General features: G+C 35.3%; 13 protein-coding genes. All 13 read left to right on the top strand.

The features are described from left to right. Positions 1–314 precede the first annotated feature (314 nt). Entirely contained in the window at positions 315–3,353 is a 3,039-nt protein-coding gene (locus OLM57_RS11205; protein WP_264563784.1) for a SusC/RagA family TonB-linked outer membrane protein, read from the top strand. A gap of 17 nt (positions 3,354–3,370) precedes the next feature. After that, positions 3,371–5,050 carry a RagB/SusD family nutrient uptake outer membrane protein gene (locus tag OLM57_RS11210; RefSeq protein WP_264563785.1) on the top strand — a complete coding sequence of 560 codons (1,680 nt, stop codon included), beginning with the start codon at positions 3,371–3,373 and terminating at the stop codon, positions 5,048–5,050. A 106-nt stretch (positions 5,051–5,156) separates the two neighbouring features. Continuing rightward, positions 5,157–6,809, top strand: a complete 1,653-nt coding sequence (locus tag OLM57_RS11215) for a hypothetical protein (RefSeq protein ID WP_264563786.1) — start codon at positions 5,157–5,159, stop codon at positions 6,807–6,809. A 115-nt stretch (positions 6,810–6,924) separates the two neighbouring features. Next, positions 6,925–7,596: a carbohydrate-binding domain-containing protein gene (locus tag OLM57_RS11220; protein ID WP_264563787.1), complete on the top strand. Its 672-nt coding sequence runs from the start codon at positions 6,925–6,927 to the stop codon at positions 7,594–7,596. Positions 7,597–7,642: 46 nt separating this feature from the next. Continuing rightward, entirely contained in the window at positions 7,643–10,627 is a 2,985-nt protein-coding gene (locus tag OLM57_RS11225) for a glycoside hydrolase family 2 protein (protein ID WP_264563788.1), read from the top strand. Positions 10,628–10,638: 11 nt separating this feature from the next. Then, entirely contained in the window at positions 10,639–13,176 is a 2,538-nt protein-coding gene (locus OLM57_RS11230; RefSeq protein ID WP_264563789.1) for a glycoside hydrolase family 2 protein, read from the top strand. Between the two features lie 18 nt (positions 13,177–13,194). Further along, positions 13,195–13,746, top strand: a complete 552-nt coding sequence (locus tag OLM57_RS11235; protein WP_264563790.1) for a cupin domain-containing protein — start codon at positions 13,195–13,197, stop codon at positions 13,744–13,746. 13 nt (positions 13,747–13,759) lie between these two features. Then, positions 13,760–14,194, top strand: coding sequence for a hypothetical protein (locus OLM57_RS11240; RefSeq protein WP_264563791.1), 435 nt, complete (start codon positions 13,760–13,762; stop codon positions 14,192–14,194). Positions 14,195–14,209: 15 nt separating this feature from the next. Then, positions 14,210–15,730, top strand: coding sequence for a cellulase family glycosylhydrolase (locus tag OLM57_RS11245; protein WP_264563792.1), 1,521 nt, complete (start codon positions 14,210–14,212; stop codon positions 15,728–15,730). A 34-nt stretch (positions 15,731–15,764) separates the two neighbouring features. Continuing rightward, entirely contained in the window at positions 15,765–16,718 is a 954-nt protein-coding gene (gene mgrA / locus OLM57_RS11250; protein WP_319800276.1) for an L-glyceraldehyde 3-phosphate reductase, read from the top strand. A gap of 454 nt (positions 16,719–17,172) precedes the next feature. Continuing rightward, complete coding sequence (locus tag OLM57_RS11255) at positions 17,173–19,116, top strand: glycosyl hydrolase (RefSeq protein ID WP_264563794.1); 1,944 nt, start codon at positions 17,173–17,175, stop codon at positions 19,114–19,116. Positions 19,117–19,193: 77 nt separating this feature from the next. Further along, positions 19,194–20,903, top strand: a complete 1,710-nt coding sequence (locus OLM57_RS11260) for a glycoside hydrolase family 5 protein (protein WP_264563795.1) — start codon at positions 19,194–19,196, stop codon at positions 20,901–20,903. Then, entirely contained in the window at positions 20,900–21,538 is a 639-nt protein-coding gene (locus OLM57_RS11265; RefSeq protein ID WP_264563796.1) for a hypothetical protein, read from the top strand. The genes OLM57_RS11260 and OLM57_RS11265 overlap by 4 nt, the downstream gene beginning before the upstream one ends. The last annotated feature ends 29 nt before the right edge of the window (positions 21,539–21,567 follow it).

The raw sequence follows: 21,567 nt of genomic DNA on the forward strand, positions 1-21,567 counted from the left end.
AAAACCTAATTTATGGGAGTCTATTAAGTTCTGTATTATTTTATTCGATTTTGTAACATCGACGTATAATTCTACAAAATTTAAAAAAAGCACATCAAAAACGAACGATTAAAAGCAGTGTGTTCATATAAATTTGTAGCTCAATCGATTTCTTATGTACAACCAAAAAATATTTGCTTATGAGTTAAAGAAAAAATTACACTTTAATTATTAAAAAACTTAATCAATTTAATAAGGACTAAAAATGCAACTTGATTGTATTTAAAGTTAAAACTAGAACAACCAATTTATTAACCAAAAAAAAAAATATGTTTATGAAAAAAGCATTTTTATTGCTATTATTTATCGGGTTTTATTCTTCGATTTACTCACAAGTAAATGTGAAGGGTAAAGTGATAGATAAAATATCCAAAGAATCGCTTTATGGCGCTACAATTTTGGTGGATGGTAATGGTAACGGTACCATTACAAATATATCAGGAGAATTTCAAATTGTTGCTCCTAAAGGTGAATCACTTTTAATTTCTTTTGTTGGTTATAAACCAAGAAAAGTATCAGTTATGCCGAACCTCACCATAGAACTCGAGCCTGATAATACAAATCTAAATGAAGTAGTTGTTGTTGGATATGGTACTTTGCGAAAAAAAGATGTAACTGGTGCTATTGGCAAGGTAAATACAGATGATATACATAAAGTAACAACTATTGATGCTGCAAAAGCACTTCAAGGCCGCGTAGCTGGTGTAAATGTAATTTCAAATTCTGGGAGTCCTGGATCTGGAGTTAAAATTAGAATCCGTGGAATTGGAACAATTAATAATTCCGACCCTCTCTATGTAGTAGATGGATTTCCAATGGGGGATATTAGTCAAATCGCACCAACTGATATTGAAAGTATGGAAGTTTTAAAAGATGCATCTGCAACTGCTATTTATGGTTCCCGTGGTGCAAATGGTGTAATTCTTGTAAGAACACGTAATGGTTCAAAAAGCGGAAAATTTAATGTGTCAGGTACTGTATTAACTGGTGTTTCAGTATTTAACAAACGTTTAGATCTTGCTGATGCTACTGAATTTGCAAATGCACGTAAATCAATTGGTATGACAGATGATATAATTAATTATGTCCTCGATCAGCAGGCTGCAGGAAACTATTTAAAAGGCACTGACTGGCAGAATGAAATATACCGTCAAGCACCTACTACCCGATATAATGTTGGAATTTCTGGTAATTCAGAAACATATTCGTATGATGCCGGTGTAACTGCTTCAAATGAAGAAGGAGTTGTAAAAGGAACGAAACTAGAGAAGTTTTTATTCCATTCAAATAACAATCTTAAACTAACAGATAAGATTAAGTTAGGTATGAATTTTAATTATGCCTATTATCAAAGACCTGGAGAAAGAAATGATTTTTATGGTGGAACAATTACAGGGGCATTACGTTCGGATCCTATTTCTGTTCCTTTTGATAACTATACCAATTTTTACGGTGAAGTATATTACTCACAGGCCGCTACAAATCCAGCATTATCAATTTATTTGGCAGAAAAACAAAAACAAATAGGTAATAGGTTTATGGGTAATTTTTTCTTAGAGTTTAATGACTTATGGACCAAAGGTTTATCTTTTCGTTCACAGTTCGGAACCGTTATGGATTATAACGAAAATAAATCATATAGCCCAGAATATTTTATAACTCCAACTCAGAAAAACGATGTTTCTTCACTAAATCAAAGCGCAGGTAAAGGGTTAAACTGGGTATTTACCAATTACTTCTCATATAATAAAAAAGTAAGTAAATTAAACATCAATGCTACATTGGGTACTGAGTTGCAAGTAAACCAATATTCTGATATTTGGGCAACAGGTTATGATGTACCCGAAAGTGCATCGTTGCAATATCTGGGAGCACATAAAAATGCTGTTTTATTTGGTCTAGGCGGTGGAAAAAGTGAAAACCGTTTGGAGTCATATTATGCTCGTGGTAACTTTGCATGGGACAATAAATATGTATTGACGGCTACAATACGTGCAGATGGAAGTTCAAAATTTACGCCAGAGCAGCGTTGGGGTACTTTCCCATCATTTGCTGGTAGTTGGAATATTCATGACGAATCATTTATGTCTGGTGTAGAAGAAATATTACCAACTTTAAAACTACGCGCTGGTTGGGGATTAGTAGGTAATCAGGGCAGTGCTGGTAATTTTGACTATGTTTCGAGTGTGAACGGAGGATACAACTACACATTAAATGGCGTTCCAGTAGAAGGTGCAGTTCAGTTACAACTTGCTAATACGGAACTTTCTTGGGAAAATTCTGAGCAGTTTGATGTTGGTCTTGATTTTGGATTATTTAATAATCAACTTACAGGTACAATCGATTATTTTATTCGTAACACAAACAATATGATTCTTGCAAAACCTATACCAACATATGCAGGTATGAAAAAACCAGCGGTGAATGCAGGGACAATGCAAAATAAGGGATTTGAGTTTACTTTGAATTATGCAAATAATAAAAACGAATTCAAATATGATTTGGGATTAAATTTTGCTATTATTAAAAACGAAATTACCAGCTTAGCTGGTGGTGATCCGATTCGTAGTGGAGGTGTAGGTAGATTAGGAAATACAACTAAAACCGAAATCGGTAGAGAGATTGCCTATTTCTATGGTTACCAAACCGATGGCCTTTTCAAAACACAGGAACAATTGGATGCTTACAAAAAAGATGATGTTGCTATTCAACCCAACGCAGGTCTTGGAGATGTAAAATTCGTTGATAGAAATGGTGATGGAAAAATCACAGAATTGGATATGACCTATTTGGGAAGTGCAAGTCCTGATCTAACTGGTGGTTTAAATGTAAATTTATCGTATAAAGGTTTTGATATGGTACTGTTTTTCGTTGGATCCTATGGTAACGAAATAGTAAATTCAATGCGTCAGTCGTTATATAATTCAAAAATGTTCGAAACTAATATCAGTCATGATATGGCAGTGAACTCTTGGACACCCGCTAATCCAAATTCAAATGTGCCTCGTTTAAATGCAGCCGATTTAAATAAAAACACCGAGAACTTCTCCGATTTATATGTAGAAGACGGCTCTTATCTTCGATTAAATAACATTCAATTGGGTTATACAATTCCAGTTTCACAGTCAAAAAGATTTGGTATTTCAAACTTTAGAATTTATACAACAATCGATAACTTATTGACTTTTACTAATTACACTGGTCTTGATCCCGCATCGTTTGGTTTGAATGGGAATCCATTCTACTATGGTGTTGATATGGTTAATTACCCACAGCCTACCAATTATTCACTTGGTATCAATATTAATTTTTAAAAAAAAAACAGATAGTTATGAAAAAAGCAAAATATATTATCCTGTTGACAGTCTTGATGCTTGGGTTTTCAGGCTGTTCGGATTTCCTTGATCTCGAACCTCAGGGATCAGAAAATAGTGCCAACTTTTTTGACACTCAAGAAAATGGTGTTCGCTCAATAATTGGTATTTATGATATGCTCCAACTTGATGAAGGAGCTGGGCCTGATGGCCAATGGATGGGACATCACCACGATTTTTTTCTGAGTGATATACGTAGTGATGATGCAGAAAAAGGTAGTAATGATGGAGATTACGGTGCAATGTGGGAAATGTTGGATTTTACGATGACTTCTCAAATTGGTTTTGCAAGCGATTTCTGGATTCATGGTTTTTGGGGTGTTTCGCGCACAAATTATGCACTTGACAATCTTCCAAAAGTAAGTTGGTCTCCTTCGGTTCGTGACCGATTAATTGGTGAAGCTTCATTTATGAGAGCCTATTTTTACTGGTATTTAGTTAGAGCTTATGGTGGAGTGCCTCTTTTTACGAGTGCTGTTAAACCCTCTGATTTTGGAAAAGTTAAACGTGCAACACTAAACGAATGTTATACACAAATAGCAGCCGATTTAACAAAAGCAATTGAATTGTTACCTGAAAAAGGTACGATACCTGTTGCCGAAACTGGTAGAGTAAGCAAAGGTGCCGCAAGAGCTTTATTAGCAAGAATATATATGTATCAGATTGGTACCGATATAGAAAGTAAAATAACATGGCAACAAGTTTACGATCAAACAAGTGCTGTAATAAATTCAGGTGAGTTTGCTTTGCTTCCTAACTATGCAAAATTATGGGAAACTGAAAGTAAAAATAACTCAGAGTCGGTTTTTGAAGTTCAGTTTGCAGTCGGTGCAAGCGATACTGCACCAGGATCTATAGGAACTAATTTCTATAATTTTCAAGGAAATAGGAAAGATGATTCAGGATGGGGATTCAATAATCCAACACCTGACTTAGTTGAAGCTTACAATGTTTCTGTTACAAAAGACCCAAGATTATCTTGTGTTGTTTATGGAGAAAGTTTCAATAATGGAGTTTTGTATGGTGCTAAAAAGAAATACGATCGCAATGAACAAGGATCAGATTGGCTAAATCGTAAAGCTGCTCTTCCTGTTAAACCTGCACTAGCTAAAGCTAGTGACCGCAATATAAAAATCATTCGTTATGCTGATGTATTATTGATGCATGCTGAAGCTAGCTGGCATCTAAATAAATTTGATGAAGCAACGGCAAAAGTAAATATGATTCGAAACAGAGCTCGTAACAGTACGTATTGTATGGGATATGCAGAAGGAAAAATGGATTACAGCGCCGCACCAACATCAGTTAATTTGCCGGATATCAATTCAACAGGAGATCAGCTTTTGCAGGATATCTGGAAAGAACGTCGTTTGGAATTGGCAATGGAACAAATTCGTTTTTATGACCTTGTGCGCACAGGAAGGTATTTTGCAGTAATTGACAATGAAAAAAATCTTCGTCGTGCTCCAGGACAAAATTATGGATTAGGTGTTAAAGCATACAAACAGTTTCCTAACATAAAAACAAATGGTTTGGCTAAATCAATTGATGGACCAAATGGTAATAAAGTACCGTTAATGCCAATACCACAAACTGAAACTCAAGCTTGGAATCTTGAACAAAATCCAGGTTATTAATTAACAAATTCTATGAAACCAAGTATGATGTTTTTTATTTAACAACAAAGAGTTAATCTATAAGTTACATCATACTTATTTCATATAACAACTAAATTAAATATATATGAAAAAGAATATAATTAAATGTGTATTAATAGCCTTTTTTTCAGCACTTTTATATAATTGCGAAGACATAACTTATACTGAAGGCTCTGATATAAACTTACCTGTTTCAACAATTACAGAGATATCAAACGAAACTCCATTTGTAGGAACAGAGATTGCTTTGGAAGGAATAAATATGAATTATGTGACAAGTGTTGCTGTTGGTCCTTATACTTTTAAAATCATCAATAAAAGTGACAATAGTATTACTGTTGAAGTGCCTCGTCAGATTGAAAGTGGCCCTATTACTATTGTAAATAAGTACAAAAGAACCTTTGTATCAACTCAATTTATTAAGCCTCAGTTTTATGCTGCTAAAGTTACAGCGTGGCCTGTTAATATTCAAAAAGGAAAACCATTTTTGTTGACAGGCGAAAATTTAGATCTGATAAAGGAAGTTAAATTGAATGGAATAGTAGTTTCAGCTTTTGGAGCTACAACTTCAAGTAAAGCCTCTTATGTATCAGCAGGAGTTGAAATGGAAATTGGCGAATTTGCTACCATTGAAATAACACCAAAAACTGGAGATAAACAAACTTCTCCAGGTATTCTTGTTGTTAAGCCTACAAATACGTATTTGTCTAAACAAACATTGATGCTTTTTGATTTTGATGCTCCATTTAATCCTGAAAAAGGAGATGCTACAAGTCCATTTACATACGCAACAATTGATGGAGAATATGGAAAAGCCTTAGAGGTTAAAGCCGCATCAGGTAATGGATGGAATGGAATTTATTTGAAAGTAGAAAACAATAATGGAGGTCAGGGTTATGATTTGTCAGCATACAACAAACCGCACATCACATTTTTAGTTAATACTGCTGGCGGCGAGGGTTATGTACAGCCAATTATTACTGCCGGCGGAGGTACAAATGACCGTCACTTTACAGGTGCTTTTGGATATGGTGATGATTATAAAATCAAAACTGCCAATTGGGAATGGCGTTCTTATGATCTCGAAAAAATGGGATTCCCTGTTGTTAAAGGAAAAATTGATAAAATAGGTATTCAATTCCGTGGAGGTAATGTAAATGGAACACCTTTTTACATCGCTGTTGATCAAGTAATGATTACAGATGGTCCTTTGACTCCAACAATTGGATGGGAGTGCGAAACTGCTGCTGGCACTGCATGGAATATTGTTTCTAATGGTTCTGCAGGTTTACAGGGATACAACCAAGGTGCTAAATATGCTAGTCTAACTGGAATATCTCAAGGCTGGGATAGCAAATTAGGTCAAGCCTCGTGGAATGTAAAAGCTCTTGATCCAGTTGCATATGCGAATGGTATTTGGATTAACTTTTTATTGAATACGGGTAATAAAGAAGGATATTTCCAATTCGATTTTGGTCAAGGATGGATGCATTTTACAAAATCTCAAGGATATGGAGATGATTATAAATTTGTGCCAACTGCAAATAAATGGGTATGGAGATCAATAAAACTTGCTCCAGGAGAAGGTGATCTAACAAAATTTGATCCAACAAAAGATTTTACCATGGGTATTCAGCTTTATGGCGGAAATATTGCTAAAGGAACTGCGATAGAAGTAAATGTTGATTCATTTATATTTACGACAGCACCATTAGACCCAAATTTAAAACCTGAGTAGCAGTAAATTTGGTTAGTTAGTATGCAGTGACATTGTTAGTTTCACACTGCATTATTTGCTTTGGTTTTTTAATAAGCCCTTCGGGTTAAACTCTGAAGGGCTTTAATTATCACTTATGAAAAAAAATATTTTTCTTACTTTCTGTTCCTTCTTATCAATAGCATCATTTTCTCAAAAGCCAAAAAATTATTCTGGAAAACCCTATGTAGATTCAATATATACAGTAGGGGCACAGATAATTCCAGGTAGAGTTGAACTTGCTTACTACGATATAGGTGGCGAAGGAATTGCTTATCACGATGTAACTCCTGAAAATGAGGGTTCAAAATTAAACCATGAAAAACATGACTATGGAAGTCATTGGCGTCCGGGTGTAGAAGCCTACACTGCTTTTTTTAGAGAAAATGAAGGAGTAGATATATCATATACAAAAGATTGGGCTGATTTTAATCACCCTAATAAAGTCGATCCTAAGGTAAACCAGCTATATATAGGATGGCAAGAAGACGGTGAATGGACAAATTATACTGTAAAAGTAATAAAGCCCGGAAAATATAGGATTATCACTGTTTATGGGAATAAAGATAATAAATCAGAATTATGGTTAAACGGGAACAAGGCAGCTGTTCTAAAACTTCCGGAAGAGACTGGCAGTTTTCACAACTGGACTCAAGCCACAATAGGTGAAATAATTTTCCCAGTTGCAGGCATTAACCTCCTTACTTTAAAATACAACAAGGGTGCTAACCTTGGTTATCTCGATTTTTTATTGGTCGAGGAACTGTAATTACAATTCAATAAAGAATTTTCACTCTTTTTAAAGATTACATAAAATGAAAAGCAATATTACCACTATTATATTATTTCTGTTTTTTTCTGCGAATTCTTTTTGTGCTGCAAAAACTTTTAAAACTTTTGCTCCTAAGAATGGTATGACTATTACTAATAATACCCCTACACTTGCTTGGGAAAAAATAAAATGCGATCGTTTTGAAATAAGAATAGATAATCGTATAATGGCTGAATTGCCTTCAACATCAAATGCTTATGTGACATTTCCACTTTCGTTTGGTAAACATAGTTGGGCTGTTATTGCCCACATAGGAACAACAAAAATTATTTCTGCAACAAGTACCTTTTTAGTTCAAGATGCACCATTAGCTGAATTGCCAAAATTTGCTCAGCTGTTACGTAATGGCTGGAAAGTAAAATCATCTGTGGAAATTAATATGGATGGTTCTGGAATATCAAAAGTTGGCGTAAATACTAATGGATGGGCAGAAACATCACTTCCTGCTACGGTCCTTACCGCTCTTGTGCGTAATGGTATTTATCCAAATCCTTATATAGGGATGAATAATATGAAAATTCCGGATAGCAATGATGAATACAATAAAGACTATAATTTGCAAAAATTCAGTCACTTAAAAAATAGAAATCCATGGAAAGATCATTACTGGTTTCGTAATCAGTTTGTGGTTGACAAAAATAATACAGGAAAAATAGTCTGGCTTAATTTTAGCGAAATTAATTACAAAGCTCAGGTTTGGCTCAATGGTAAAATAATTGCAGATACAACCGAGATTAAAGGAATGGAACGCAATTTTAGAATAGACATAACAAAAAATATACTGAAAAATGGTGTAAATTGTTTAGCTGTTGCCATATTTCCAGCTGACAATCCAGGAAAACCAGCTATTGAACCATTACTTGCTTTATCCGATCCAGGTCAAAACATGGGAGACGGTAAACTAAGTACTAGTTACACTAAATGGGACACTATGGGTTGGGACTGGCAACCAGCAGTACGCGATCGTGATATGGGGATAACTGAGGATGTTTTTATATCTTTTACTGATGAAATAGAACTTCAAAATCTTTATGTAACCTCTGAAATTGACTTGCCTAAAACAACCGATGCAAAATTAACAGTTTCTTTAGATATAAAAAATTACACTTCTGTTGCACAAACAGGTATTGCACATATTAAAATTTCAAACGGAAATGATACTATTACTTTTGACAAAAACTATCAAATTCAACCCAATGAACTAAAATCATTTGAATGGAATAATAAAAACACTCCTGAACTTGCGCTGAAAAACGCAAAATTATGGTGGCCTGCCGGTTATGGTTCTCCTGACTTATACAATATTGAGATAACAACTAAAACGAAAAATGGTCATGAATCTCTCATCAACGATGTTTTCGGAATTCGAAAGGTAGAAACATATATTGGTAAAAAAGAACGCGTATATAAAATTAACGGAAAAGAAATTTATCTCAAAGGAGGGAACTGGGTCATGGATATGATGTTAAATTGGACATCATCTCGCTATGAAAATGAAATTCTTCTAACTAAAAATGCCAACCTTAATATTTTACGTGTCTGGGGACCTACTGGTGTTCCTCCAAAAGCTTTGTATCGTGCTGCCGATAAATATGGAATACTGATGTGGCAGGATTATTTGAATGATTTTTGGGGAACTTATAAAAACACACCTGGTTACCAGCCTGAAAAAAGCCTTTTTGAAAAAGCGTCAATTAATATTACTCAAAAATTAAGAAATCATCCCTCGCTAATTATTTGGTGTGGGGGTAATGAGGGGGTAAATCCAAGAGAAGATTTATTGGTCAATTCGGTTATTAAGAAATATGATAACCGCGACACACGCCATTATCTAAAACAATCGGATGGTGACGGATTACATGGTGGCGGACCCTATCATACTTTAGAACCAAAAGATTATTTTACTCACCCCAAATTGCAGGGATTCAGCAGTGAAATTGGACCCAGTGGTATTCCTGAATTGCAAAGTATGCAAAAATTTATGCCAGAAATGGGTAAAAATTGGATGTCAGGGCGATTTCCTTTGGATGGTTTTTGGGCGTATCATGATGCTAATGATTGGCCGGGTGAAGATTCCCGCAAGTTTACATCTTATGATACAATGCTGCGTAATTACTACGGAGCGCCGGATACTTTAAACGTTCATAATGGGATTAAAGAATATATTTCAAAAGCTCAATTAGTTAATTATGATGTTTATCGTTCTTCAATAGAATCTATCAATCGTCAGCTTTGGAATAATGCAAGCGGAATCTTATTATGGAAATCAAACTCAAGCTGGCCAAGCATAACTTGGCAAGTGTACGATTGGTATATGCAAGCACATGCGGGATATTATGGTGCAAAAAAAGCGTCTGAATTAGTCCACGTGCAATTTAATAGGGATAATAACTCGGTTTCGTTCCTTAACCTTACAACTGCAAATTTGGATAATAACACTGTTTCAGCAACGCTTTATGATAGTAATGCAAACGTGGTATGGAATAAAAATCAAAAGTTAAATAGGATGGAGGCGAATACTACCATTCCAACAGATATTATTGTGCCTGTTTCTGATAAGACACAATTTTTGAAACTCGAAGTTAAAAATGAAATTGGGACTATTATTTCAGAAAATTTATATTGGGTAAATTCCTCTAATAATTTCAACGACCTAAATCGTCTACCAGCAACTAACCTACAAGTTGAAGCTCATATTTCAGAAGGAGCAGAGGGAAATAAGTACATTGTAAATGTAAAGAATACTGGCAAAGCCATAGCTTTTATGTTTAGTGCGCACATTTCAGGAAAAGAATCGCATCAGGAGCTATTACCTTCTCTTTGGAGTGACAATTATTTCAGTTTATTGCCTGGAGAAAGCAAAACAATTAATGCCGCAATTAAAAAAGAAGATATCACTGAAACGGCTGTTTTCGAATATTCTCTATTTGGAAAAGCAGAACCTATTTTTTTGCCCCTATCAAAATAAAAAATAAACTCATGTCATTTTTTAAAACAAATATATTTTTATTGTTAATGATACCTGTAGTGGCATTCAGTTCGAATGGTATTAGTCTGAATGGCAGTAATTGGCATATACAGCAAGCACAGTTTGTTTATGATACTGGCGAGCGGATATCTCTTCCTGCCTATGATGATACGAATTGGTTAAAAGCAAAAGTTCCGGGCACTGTACTAGAGCCCTACATTAATGCAGGCATTTTCCCAGACCCCTTTTTTGCTGACAACATGAATGCTATTCCTGATTCTTTTTTTTCAGGTAACGACTTTTGGTATCGAAAAAATATTAGTGGATTTACATATAAAAAGAACAAACGATATTTTATTGAATTTAAAGGAATAAACTGGAAGTCAGATGTTTATTTCAACGGAAAATTATTAGGAAGAATAGAGGGCGCTTTTCAACGGGCTAATTTTGAAATTACTGCACTTATAAATGCCGAAGGAAAGAATGCTTTGGCTGTACTTGTACATCATATTGAAAATTGGCAATCAGGAAAAGGAAAAGTAACCCATAAATATTTGGGAGCTCCAACTACAAATGGTGATATTTCAGGTCTGGACAGCCCAGCTTTTCTTGCGGCTTCAGGGTGGAATTGGCTGCCGATTGTGCGTGGACGCAATACAGGTATTTGGAATGATGTAATATTAAATGAATACGAAAATGTGAGCATACACGATTCTTGGATAAGTACCGTACTGTCTTTACCAGACACCACAAAAGCGGCTTTAACGGTGAGAACATCGCTAAAAAACCATACTGACCAAGTTGTAACTGGCGCACTTAAAGTCCAATTTGAAGGGGTTAGTTTGGTTTATCCAATAACACTAAGCCCTAGAGAATTAAAACCTGTTGAAATACTACCCTCTAAATTTAAAGAATTAAATATTCGCAATCCAAAGCTTTGGTGGCCCAACGGCTACGGTGCTCAAAATCTTTATAACGCAAAAATTAGCTTTATTCAAAACAATACTCTCTCAGACCTACAGGAGTTTAATTTCGGAATCAGAAAAATAACTTCCGAAGTAAAAAATAATATTTTGTTTTTGTATTGTAATGGTTTGCGAATTTTGATCAGAGGAGGAAACTGGGGATTACCCGAAGCAATGCTGCGTTGTGACTCCGTTGGTTACAATTTAAGAGTCCGACTTCACAAAGAAGCAAATTTTAATATGATTCGAAATTGGGTGGGACAAACGGGGCATGAAGATTTTTATAAAGCCTGCGACAAATATGGAATTCTGATCTGGGACGATTTCTGGCTTGCCAATCCAGTTGATGGCCCTACTCCGAAAGATACGACTATGTTTATGAACAATGTTCGTGATAAAATTAAATGGGTGCGAAAACATCCATCTGTAGCGCTTTATTGTGGTAGAAACGAAGGACTTCCGCCAGCCGATTTAGACGCAGCAATGAAAGAAGCCACCAAAGCATTTGATGGAACACGTTTATATATCTCTGAATCAGCCGATGGTCTAGTTACTGGTTTAGGACCCTACGATGTGCGTCCTGTAAATTGGTATTTCGAAAATCGTGGCGTAACTCTTCATAGTGAATTGGGAATTATTGCCTTTCCGGAAGTCGAAAGTATGAGGCGAATGCTGCCTGAAGACAAACTATGGCCTATCAATGATATGTGGGCTATACATGATTATCAGTGGGGACGTTCCGAAAAATTTACAAAAATAATAGAGACTCGCTTTGGAGAGCCAGCAAATGTGGATGATTATTCGCGTAGGGCCCAGCTGCTTAATTATGAATCGGCAAGTGCTATGTTTGAATGTTTGCAAAGCAATCAGGGAAGTGGTGTGTTGCTTTGGATGAGTCAAGCTGCCTGGCCTTCTATGATTTGCCAGTTGTATGATCATTATTTTGAATACACAGCTTCTTATTTTGCAGTAAAGAAAGCTTGTCGTCCAATTCATATTCTATACGAGCCTCGAAACAATGAAATTCGTTTAGCAAACAATACCGCAAAAACAGTAAAAGCAGTAAGAGTAAAAGCAATTTTATGTGATATAAATGGAATCAAAATATCGGAGCAAGAAACGACAATTGATATTAAATTAGGTACAGCAATAACTTGCTTTAAGTTGAAACCCTACGAGAACAAGGAAGTTCATTTTTTAAAATTAGAAGCAAAAATAAACAACAATGAAATCGTAGATAATTTTTACTGGCTCGAAAACAACAATGGCAGTTGTCAGGATTTGAATACAATGCCTATGGCTGAAGTAAGTATAAAACATGAAATTGTAAATAAAGGAGAAACTGTATTGGTAAAAGTAAATATTGAGAACAACACACCTTATGTATCGTTATTAAATAAACTTAAAATTAAAAATAACAAAGGTGAGAGTGTGTTGCCCGTTTTTTATAGTGACAATTACTTTTCATTGCTTCCTGGAGAAAAAAAGACAATTAATTTGAGCTTTGAAAACAATAATGATGAACAAACCTATTTACTGGTTGAAGGTTGGAACAATAAACCGATTAGACAAAAATTGTATTAATATTAAATATTTTGAAAAATGAATAAAATCATTATTGCAACTATAGCTGGTATTATTTTAGGAGTTGGTTTTACATACTTTTACCTTGATATCACAAAGGAATTCAAAGCAAAAGATCCTTTACAGTCTAAGATTGTATTTTCTACAGATAACAAGCAAACACCTGGATACTATTTTCCAACACATGATAACCTTTTAGTCATGGACAGATCAAATGCTGAAGATTCGGAAGCATTTATTGTTCAAATTTCTCCAAATAAATTTACCAATCGGCAGATACATGACGATGCGGAACAACTTTTTTATATTCTTTCCGGCAATGGAAAGTTAACCATTGAACGGTTGGGAAAAAAGGAAGTTTTCGATTTATTGCCTACCAATTTTGTACATATTCCCCGTAATTGTTACCACCAAACTTTTAGTCAAGGCAATGATACTTTGAAGTATTTAGCGATTGATTGTTTTCCAGAAGGTTATAATCCGAATGAACCAAGCTGGGACGATCATGCAAGAGCAGTTTGTAAAATTAATAATTGGGACTATAATGAAGCACGAAAAAAGAAAATCTAAAAGATAAATCAACATGAAAGATAATTTTGTACATCAATTTTTTAAGACTATTGAATCGTTAATTCCTGATTATTCCAAAAATCCACTTGATGCATTTGCAAATGGTAATGTAGCCATTTGTGTTATTGACGAAGAGGGTTGTCTTCAAGGTAAAATATGGGGTGATGATAAATTAACGGGTCGGAATTTTTATAAAAATGCTTGGATCAAGGCGAGTCAGGTTTGGATTACAGGTATGAAAACTGGCGAATACGAGGTAAAACTGTATAATCAGGAATTTGACGAAGATTTTTTTGGAATAAGCAAACCCGATCTTATCGGTTGGGAAGGTGGTCAACCTATTACGCTAAAAAACGGATCAAAACTATTTATCGGTTTTAGTGGTTTTAGAGGTGAAAATGATTTAGATATTGTAGCAAAAGCCATTACAATAGTAGAAAATAATTAATTAGAAAATAGAGATATGAACAATAAAAGAAATACAATAAAAACAATCATTATAGTGACCCTATTAGTAATGGGTACAATACCTGCAATAGCTCAAACTAAAGTACAAAATGCCTCTTGGCCAATTATTACTCGGAATGGCGACAAGCTTTATGAAGGTACCAAGGTATTCCGGTTTTTGGGACTTGCTGCTCCTAATATACAACAAAATGAATCCCAAATACGTATTGACCGTACAAACAGATTTCCAGACGAATATGAGATTCGTGATTTACTCGACGGTATTCACCGGTTAGGAGGCCGTGCCACCCGAACATTTTCACTTTCCATATACTCTCCACTCGATAATGGAATGCCAGTTTACATCGAGGGACATCGTAAGTACAATGAAGAAGCTTTTCGTTGCTTAGACCGAGTTATTGCTTTAAGCCATGAATATGATGTGAGGTTGATTATACCCTTTATTGCATCTCAAACCTTTGCCGGTATTCGCGGTGTAGATGAGTTTTCCACAATTGCAGGAAAACCAAAAGGTGCATTCTGGACAGACCAAGAACAGAAAGCAGATTTTAAGCACTTTTTAGATTTTATATTGAACCGTAAAAATACTGTTAACGGAATTCTCTACAAAAATGACCCTGCTATTTTAGCTTGGCAATTGGGTAACGAATTCGGCAGTTATCCTGGAGACAGAGGTTTGAAATACGACGAATGGACACCAAAAATCCTTGATTGGAGTCTTGAAATGGCAGAATACATTAAAAAAGTGGATCCGAATCACCTAATAATGGAGGCTGGAGGTGCCGACCGTGAAAAATTAATTGCCGACCCTAATATTGATATAATTAGTGATCATTTGTATGAGTATTGGAATCGTATGGGAGGAAATCCTTGGCAGTTGGCGCCAATTGCAAAAGAATCCTATTTAAAGACTAAAGGTCGTAAACCACTAATGATTGACGAATTTGGATTGGGTACAACAGAAAATATCCGTGAACTTATGGAAACCATTCGCGAAACCGAAATTGTAGGCGGATTAATGTGGAGCATACGCAGTCATCGCCGAGATGGAGGCTGGTATTACCATAATGAAGGCGGAACACCAGTAAATTCATTTCATGTTCCAGGTTTTTCAGCAGGATTTGTATACGATGAAGTACGATTACTAGATTTACTTCGCAAAGAATCTTATTTGATAAGAGAAATTCCTTTGGCATCTATAGAAAAACCAACACCAGCACCAGTATTATTCAACCAAAAGCATGGTTTTACTTGGCGAGGCAGCACAGGTGCATCTTATTATGTTCTTGAACGTGGGCAGACAGCTACAGGTCCATGGAAAGTAATTGCTACTGGATTAGAAGATTCTGTATTAGCCGATGTTGTAAAATTTGAACCTTCGCCCGAAGCTTCTGAACCGTTGGTTTTGTATGTTGACGAAAATGCCGAAAAAGGTAAAACTTACTTTTATCGAATTAAAGGAGTTAATATCGCAGGTGAATCAAGTTATTCTTCAATTTTAAAAAATGTAAAATAAAATGTATAAAGCAAATTCTGAAAGATACAATGAAATGCAATACCGCAGAAGCGGGCTAAGTGGCCTAAAACTATCTGCTCTTTCCCTTGGTTTATGGCATAATTTTGGAGATGTTGATACCTTTGTCAACTATCAAAAAATTATTCATAAAGCATTTGATTTGGGAATAACACATTTTGATTTAGCAAATAATTATGGTCCCCCAGCGGGTTCAGCCGAAACAAATTTTGGTAGAATTTTGCAGACGGACTTAAAATCATACCGCGATGAATTGATTGTATCAACCAAAGCTGGATACGATATGTGGCCTGGTCCTTATGGCGATTTTGGTTCACGCAAATACATGCTGGCAAGTTTAGACCAAAGCTTGAAACGAATGCAGGTTGATTACGTAGATATTTATTATTCGCATCGTCCTGACCCAGAAACGCCACTTGAAGAAACCATGGGAGCATTGGATTATGCCGTCCGTAGTGGCAAAGCATTGTATGCAGGAATTTCGAATTATCCGGCTGAGACAGCTTCTCGTGCTGCAGATATTCTAGCTAAAATGGGGACACCCTGTTTGATACATCAGCCAAAATATTCCATGTTCGAACGTTGGACAGAAAACGGATTGCTAGAAGTACTTGAAGAAAAAGGAATGGGTTGTATTGCCTTTTCGCCTTTAGCTCAAGGTATGCTCACCAATAAATATTTGAATGGAATTCCAAAAGATTCAAGAGCTGGAAAAGTTACAGGCGCTCTACAATCAGAACAAATCAATGCTGAAATTCTGCAAAAAATTAATGCTCTAAATGAAATTGCAAAAGAACGTAATCAATCATTAGCTCAAATGGCTATTGTTTGGTTGCTGAAAGACGTCAGAATTACATCAGTCCTTATTGGTGCAAGCAGTGTAGAACAATTAGTTGACAATGTTAATTCTTTGAAAAATATGGCTTTTGAAGAAAGTGAAATTGGGAGGATAGAAAAAATTTTAAAATAATTAAGCAATATTGAAATTTTTTTACTAAAAAGTCTATCCGATACCACCTTCGAAGGTTTAAAAATAGTTGATTCAAATAAGCTAAAATTACAGTCAAAGATTAAAAGTAGGAATGAAAAACTGGATTTATTGTGTGAATCAGACATTTTACTTTTAACCTTTTAGTATAGCAGGAATGATTATTCAGAGAGGCACTGTTTCACAAGTCATAAGTTCCTTATCACTGCAAAATAGGATTGGAAAAGGAGAGTTTTTTATGGTTTTAAAGAATAAATGTCTTAATGAAGTTTTAAAATTCATAATAAACTAAAGATTGAAATGTATGACGAATAAAGTATTTGTAAAAAAATATGTTTTTTTTCAATGCTTTATACCGCATAAGGCTCAAGCGGTGTTTCTATAAAATAATACCACCAAGACCAATAAATTGAATAATAATAAATAACTAATCAACATGATAAAACAATCGCATTATATAAAAACATTATTATTTAGCTTCTTGATGCTGTTATCATTTTACGTGAGTGCGCAGCCGTTGGTAAATTCAAACGCCACTCCAGAGGCTAAGAAATTAAAAGCTTTTCTGGACGATAATTATGGTAAAAAAATTATCTCAGGTCAGGCTTTTGAAAGTGTCGGCGAAAATTGGTTAACACGTATCAGCGACGCCAGCCACGGTAAGCAACCCGCCATTTTATCGCTTGATTTTATGAACTCCATGCCTTGGCGCGTAGCAAACGGTGCAAAACCAGACGAAACTACAGAATTAGGAATTGACTGGGTAAAAAACAAAGGAGGTATCTTGGAAATGCATTGGCATTGGGACGCTCCCAAAAACAGCAATTTCAGCACTTGGCAAGCCTTTTATACAAAAAACACTACTTTCGACTTAGAGTATGCCTTAAACAATCCAACTAGCGAAGATTATCAGCTTTTGATTCGCGACATCGATATTGTAGCAGGGAAACTATTGCGTCTGCAAAGCGAGGGTATTGCCGTGATTTGGCGGCCATTGCATGAAGCCGAAGGAAAGTGGTTTTGGTGGGGAGCAAAAACTGGAACAGCATGCACCCAGCTTTACCGTCTTCTATACGATCGTTTAGTAAAACATCACGGAATTAATAATCTAATTTGGGTGTGGAACAGCTATGGGACGACCAAAGAAAACTGGTATCCAGGTGACGATGTAGTGGATATCATTGCGTGGGATTATCCAGATTACAACCAAAGCTCGGGATCATGGAGTCAATATCAGCAGCTTTTCGGATCAAAAGGAAAACTTTTTGCTTTGGCAGAAGATGGAAAACTAATTGATCCAGATATTTTAGCACAACAACCCTGGTTGTATTTTGCTACTTGGGCTTATATGATTAATGACCCAAGTCAGCAAAATGGTAAAAATACAGCTGAATGGATTTATAGAGTGTATAACGACCCACGGGTAATTACCCTTGATGATCTGCAATCAGGTCCTAAGGCATACATTGATGCACCGGCTATTGTCTTCGATAACGATGGTAACGGAAAAGAAGTAGTTGCATTCAGTGCTTCGCGCAGCAATAGTCCTGATAGTCAGATAATTTCGTATTCATGGACTGAAAATGGAGTAGAAAAAGCGACAGGCGTAGAAGCACAAATTGAGTTGGGACTGGGAACACACGAAATATTGCTGACTGTTACTACCAATACTTTACAAATCAAAACGGCTCGATTTACAGTGAATGTCAAACGCAAGAGTTTAAGTTTAAATAAACCATTTACCGTATCATCAACTGAAGCTAATCTGGGAAATACAGCAGCCAATGCGGTTGATGGAAATCTAGCTACCCGCTGGTCTAGCCAATATGCCGACCCACAATGGTATCAAATTGATTTAGGGCAGATTTACAATATAGAACAGGTCGTCCTTGTTTGGGAGGCTGCTTCGGCTAAAAGTTACACTATTGAAGTGTCAGATGATGGATTAAATTGGAGAATGCTTGCAACAAAATCGAATATGCCTGCAGGTGAAAGGACTGATCAACTAAGTGGACTGAGTGGCAGCGGTAAGTACATACGATTTAACGGTATTGAAAGAACTACTACTTGGGGGTATTCTATTTTTGAGTTTGAAGTGTATGGAGCTGCACCTGATGCTTTAAATACAGTTGATTTAAGTAAGCTAAAATTATCATCAACCATAGTTAATAGAAATGAAAGTTTGGAGTTATTCTGCGCATCAGAATTCTTACCATTAACTTACGATGTTTTTAATTCAGCAGGTATGCTTATACAGCGGGGTACTATTTCTGAAGTCAAAAGCTATATTTTATTTCATAATAAGATTGCAAAAGGAGTTTACTTTATAACATTACACAATGAAAATTTTAAAGAGGTCTTAAAATTCATTACAAATTAAAAATTGAAAATGAATACAATATTCTGTTGTTTAAGCTAAAACCAATCCAACCTTATTGAATGATTAAAACAAAAATAATGAAACATAAAATATTTATTACGGCATCTTTAATTTTTACACTATTTCTGAATGCTCAAATACAACATTCGATATTGCTAAATAAGGAAGTAAATCAATATCTAAAAGCCGAATGGAACATCGGCTTAAATGCAACTTTTGAGGATCCATTTAATATGAATGAAATTACCCTTGATATGTTGCTCACCACGCCCTCTGGTAAAAAAATAGTTTTGCCATGTTATTTTGAATCTGGTAGCAGTGGGAAGGAATCACTTTGGAAAGCACGTTTTACACCACGAGAAAGAGGAGCCTACAGTTATCAATTCGAACTCAAGAAAGATTTAAAAATTGTTTTTACAACAACTCCTCTGGTTTTTAGTGCAAAACCATCCAAAGCTCTTGGATTTCTGAGTACAAATAATTTATGGTCTTTTCAATACGATACTGGTCAAATATTTAGAGGCATTGGTATGAATATTTGTTGGGAATCGCGTGATTTGGATGATTCCCGTTACTTCAAGCAATTACACGAGGATAAGCGCTTTAATTATGAATATATGATTAAGAAATTAGCAGCCAATGGAGGTAATTTCTTTAGAACTTGGATGATTTACTGGAATTTGCCTGTCGATTGGAAAAAAGTGCAAAATAACAGCCGCTATCAAAATAGCGAGTCCCATTTTAATGAAAGTGGCTTAAAAAGAATGGATGAGTTGGTAGAGCTCTGCGATTCGTTGGGAATACATTTTATGTTAGCACTAGAAAGCCATGTAGGTTTAATGGGTTCGGGCTGGGAAACAAGTAATTATAACATCAAAAACGGAGGATTTGCCAAAACGCCTTCTGAATTCTTTTCTTTGCCTGCTGCAAGAGCACAATACAAAAACAAATTGAGGATAATGGTCGCTCGATACGGTTACAGCCCATCGATTGCATGTTGGGAATTTTTTAATGAGGTTGATAATGCCATGTATAATGGTGGGTCTGATGAACAGATATCTCCAGAAATCGTTACAGATTGGCACAACGAAATGAGTACTTTTCTTAAAACGATAGATCCTTATAATCATATTATAACTACCAGTATTTCTCATCGAGATATTCCAGGCTTGAATGATTTAAAAAATATTGATGTCAATCAACGGCATATTTATAAAAATGCCACGGGTATTCCTTCAACTTTAATTACGTATACCAAAAACCATAACAAGCCTTATATTATTGGGGAATCAGGTTATGAATGGGACTGGAGTAAAAATTTTAATGAATTTGCCCCAGAGATGGATAATGATTTCCGTCGTTCTTTATGGCTTGGATTATTTAGTCCAACACCAGTTTTACCGATGAGCTGGTGGTGGGAATTTTTTGAGAACCGTGGCATGATCTCCTATTTTGAAATTGTAAAAAAAGTGAATGATCAAATGATTTCAGATGGAAATGGGAAATTCGAAACTGTTGAGGTTAAACCATTACAGAAGGGTATGGAAATTTACGCTGTTCGTTGTGGAGAAACAACTTATGTGTATGTTTATAATTCCTCTTCTGCAGCAATTCCTATTCAATTTCAGAATATTGACACCAATAAAGTAAAGGGTAAGCTGCAACTTCTTGATACTGGTTTAAAAGTTTATCGTACGGAACAATATAGTTTGTCTCCCGAAAAAGTTTTTAGCTTAGACAAAATAAATATTGCTCCAAAACAAGAATTAATACTAAAAATCAAATGATTACAAATAAAAACTTTTTTCTGTTTTTTATGATTTTAGGGTCTTTGTATGCTTTTTCTCAAAAGCAACAATTGATGATTTCCAATTTTGAAAATAAGCCTTCAACTGTGAACTGGTGGCGGGATAATGAAAATGTAAAATTTATTTATGATGAAACGAAATCAAATCAATATTCTGTAAAATCAAAAGTGTCGTTACACGTTCGTTGGAACTTAGTCCCTCAAGACAGGCCATTTGCTTGGTTTACAGATTTAAAAGCCGATACATTAGCGGTGGAGGGTATGGAAAAAACCTGGATGAATTTTAAAGAGAAAACCTGGATGTCCTTTTGGTGTAAAGCTGGCGAAGGTGATACTTTAATGTTGCACTTTCTAGTATTAAACAAAGGGCATAAATCCAAATGGGGTGCAACAAAGATGATTCCGCTTACATCTAAAAAGTGGCAGTTTGTAAAAGTAAAATTTAGTGACCTGGAATATGAAAACTGGGGTGTTATAAAAGGAGATTTTAATTTAAAAGAAGACATAGCAAAATGTTTTGAAGTTGGACTTAGATTGAGTTCTTCTTCTCCTAAAGGTTTTGTTGAGGCTTGGTTTGATGATATTCAATTAACCAATTATGAGCCATTTAGATAGTAGTATTGTTTATAAATTATTCCCAAAAC

Origin of the sequence: Flavobacterium sp. N3904 (assembly GCF_025947305.1) — a bacterium.
GTDB lineage: Bacteria > Bacteroidota > Bacteroidia > Flavobacteriales > Flavobacteriaceae > Flavobacterium.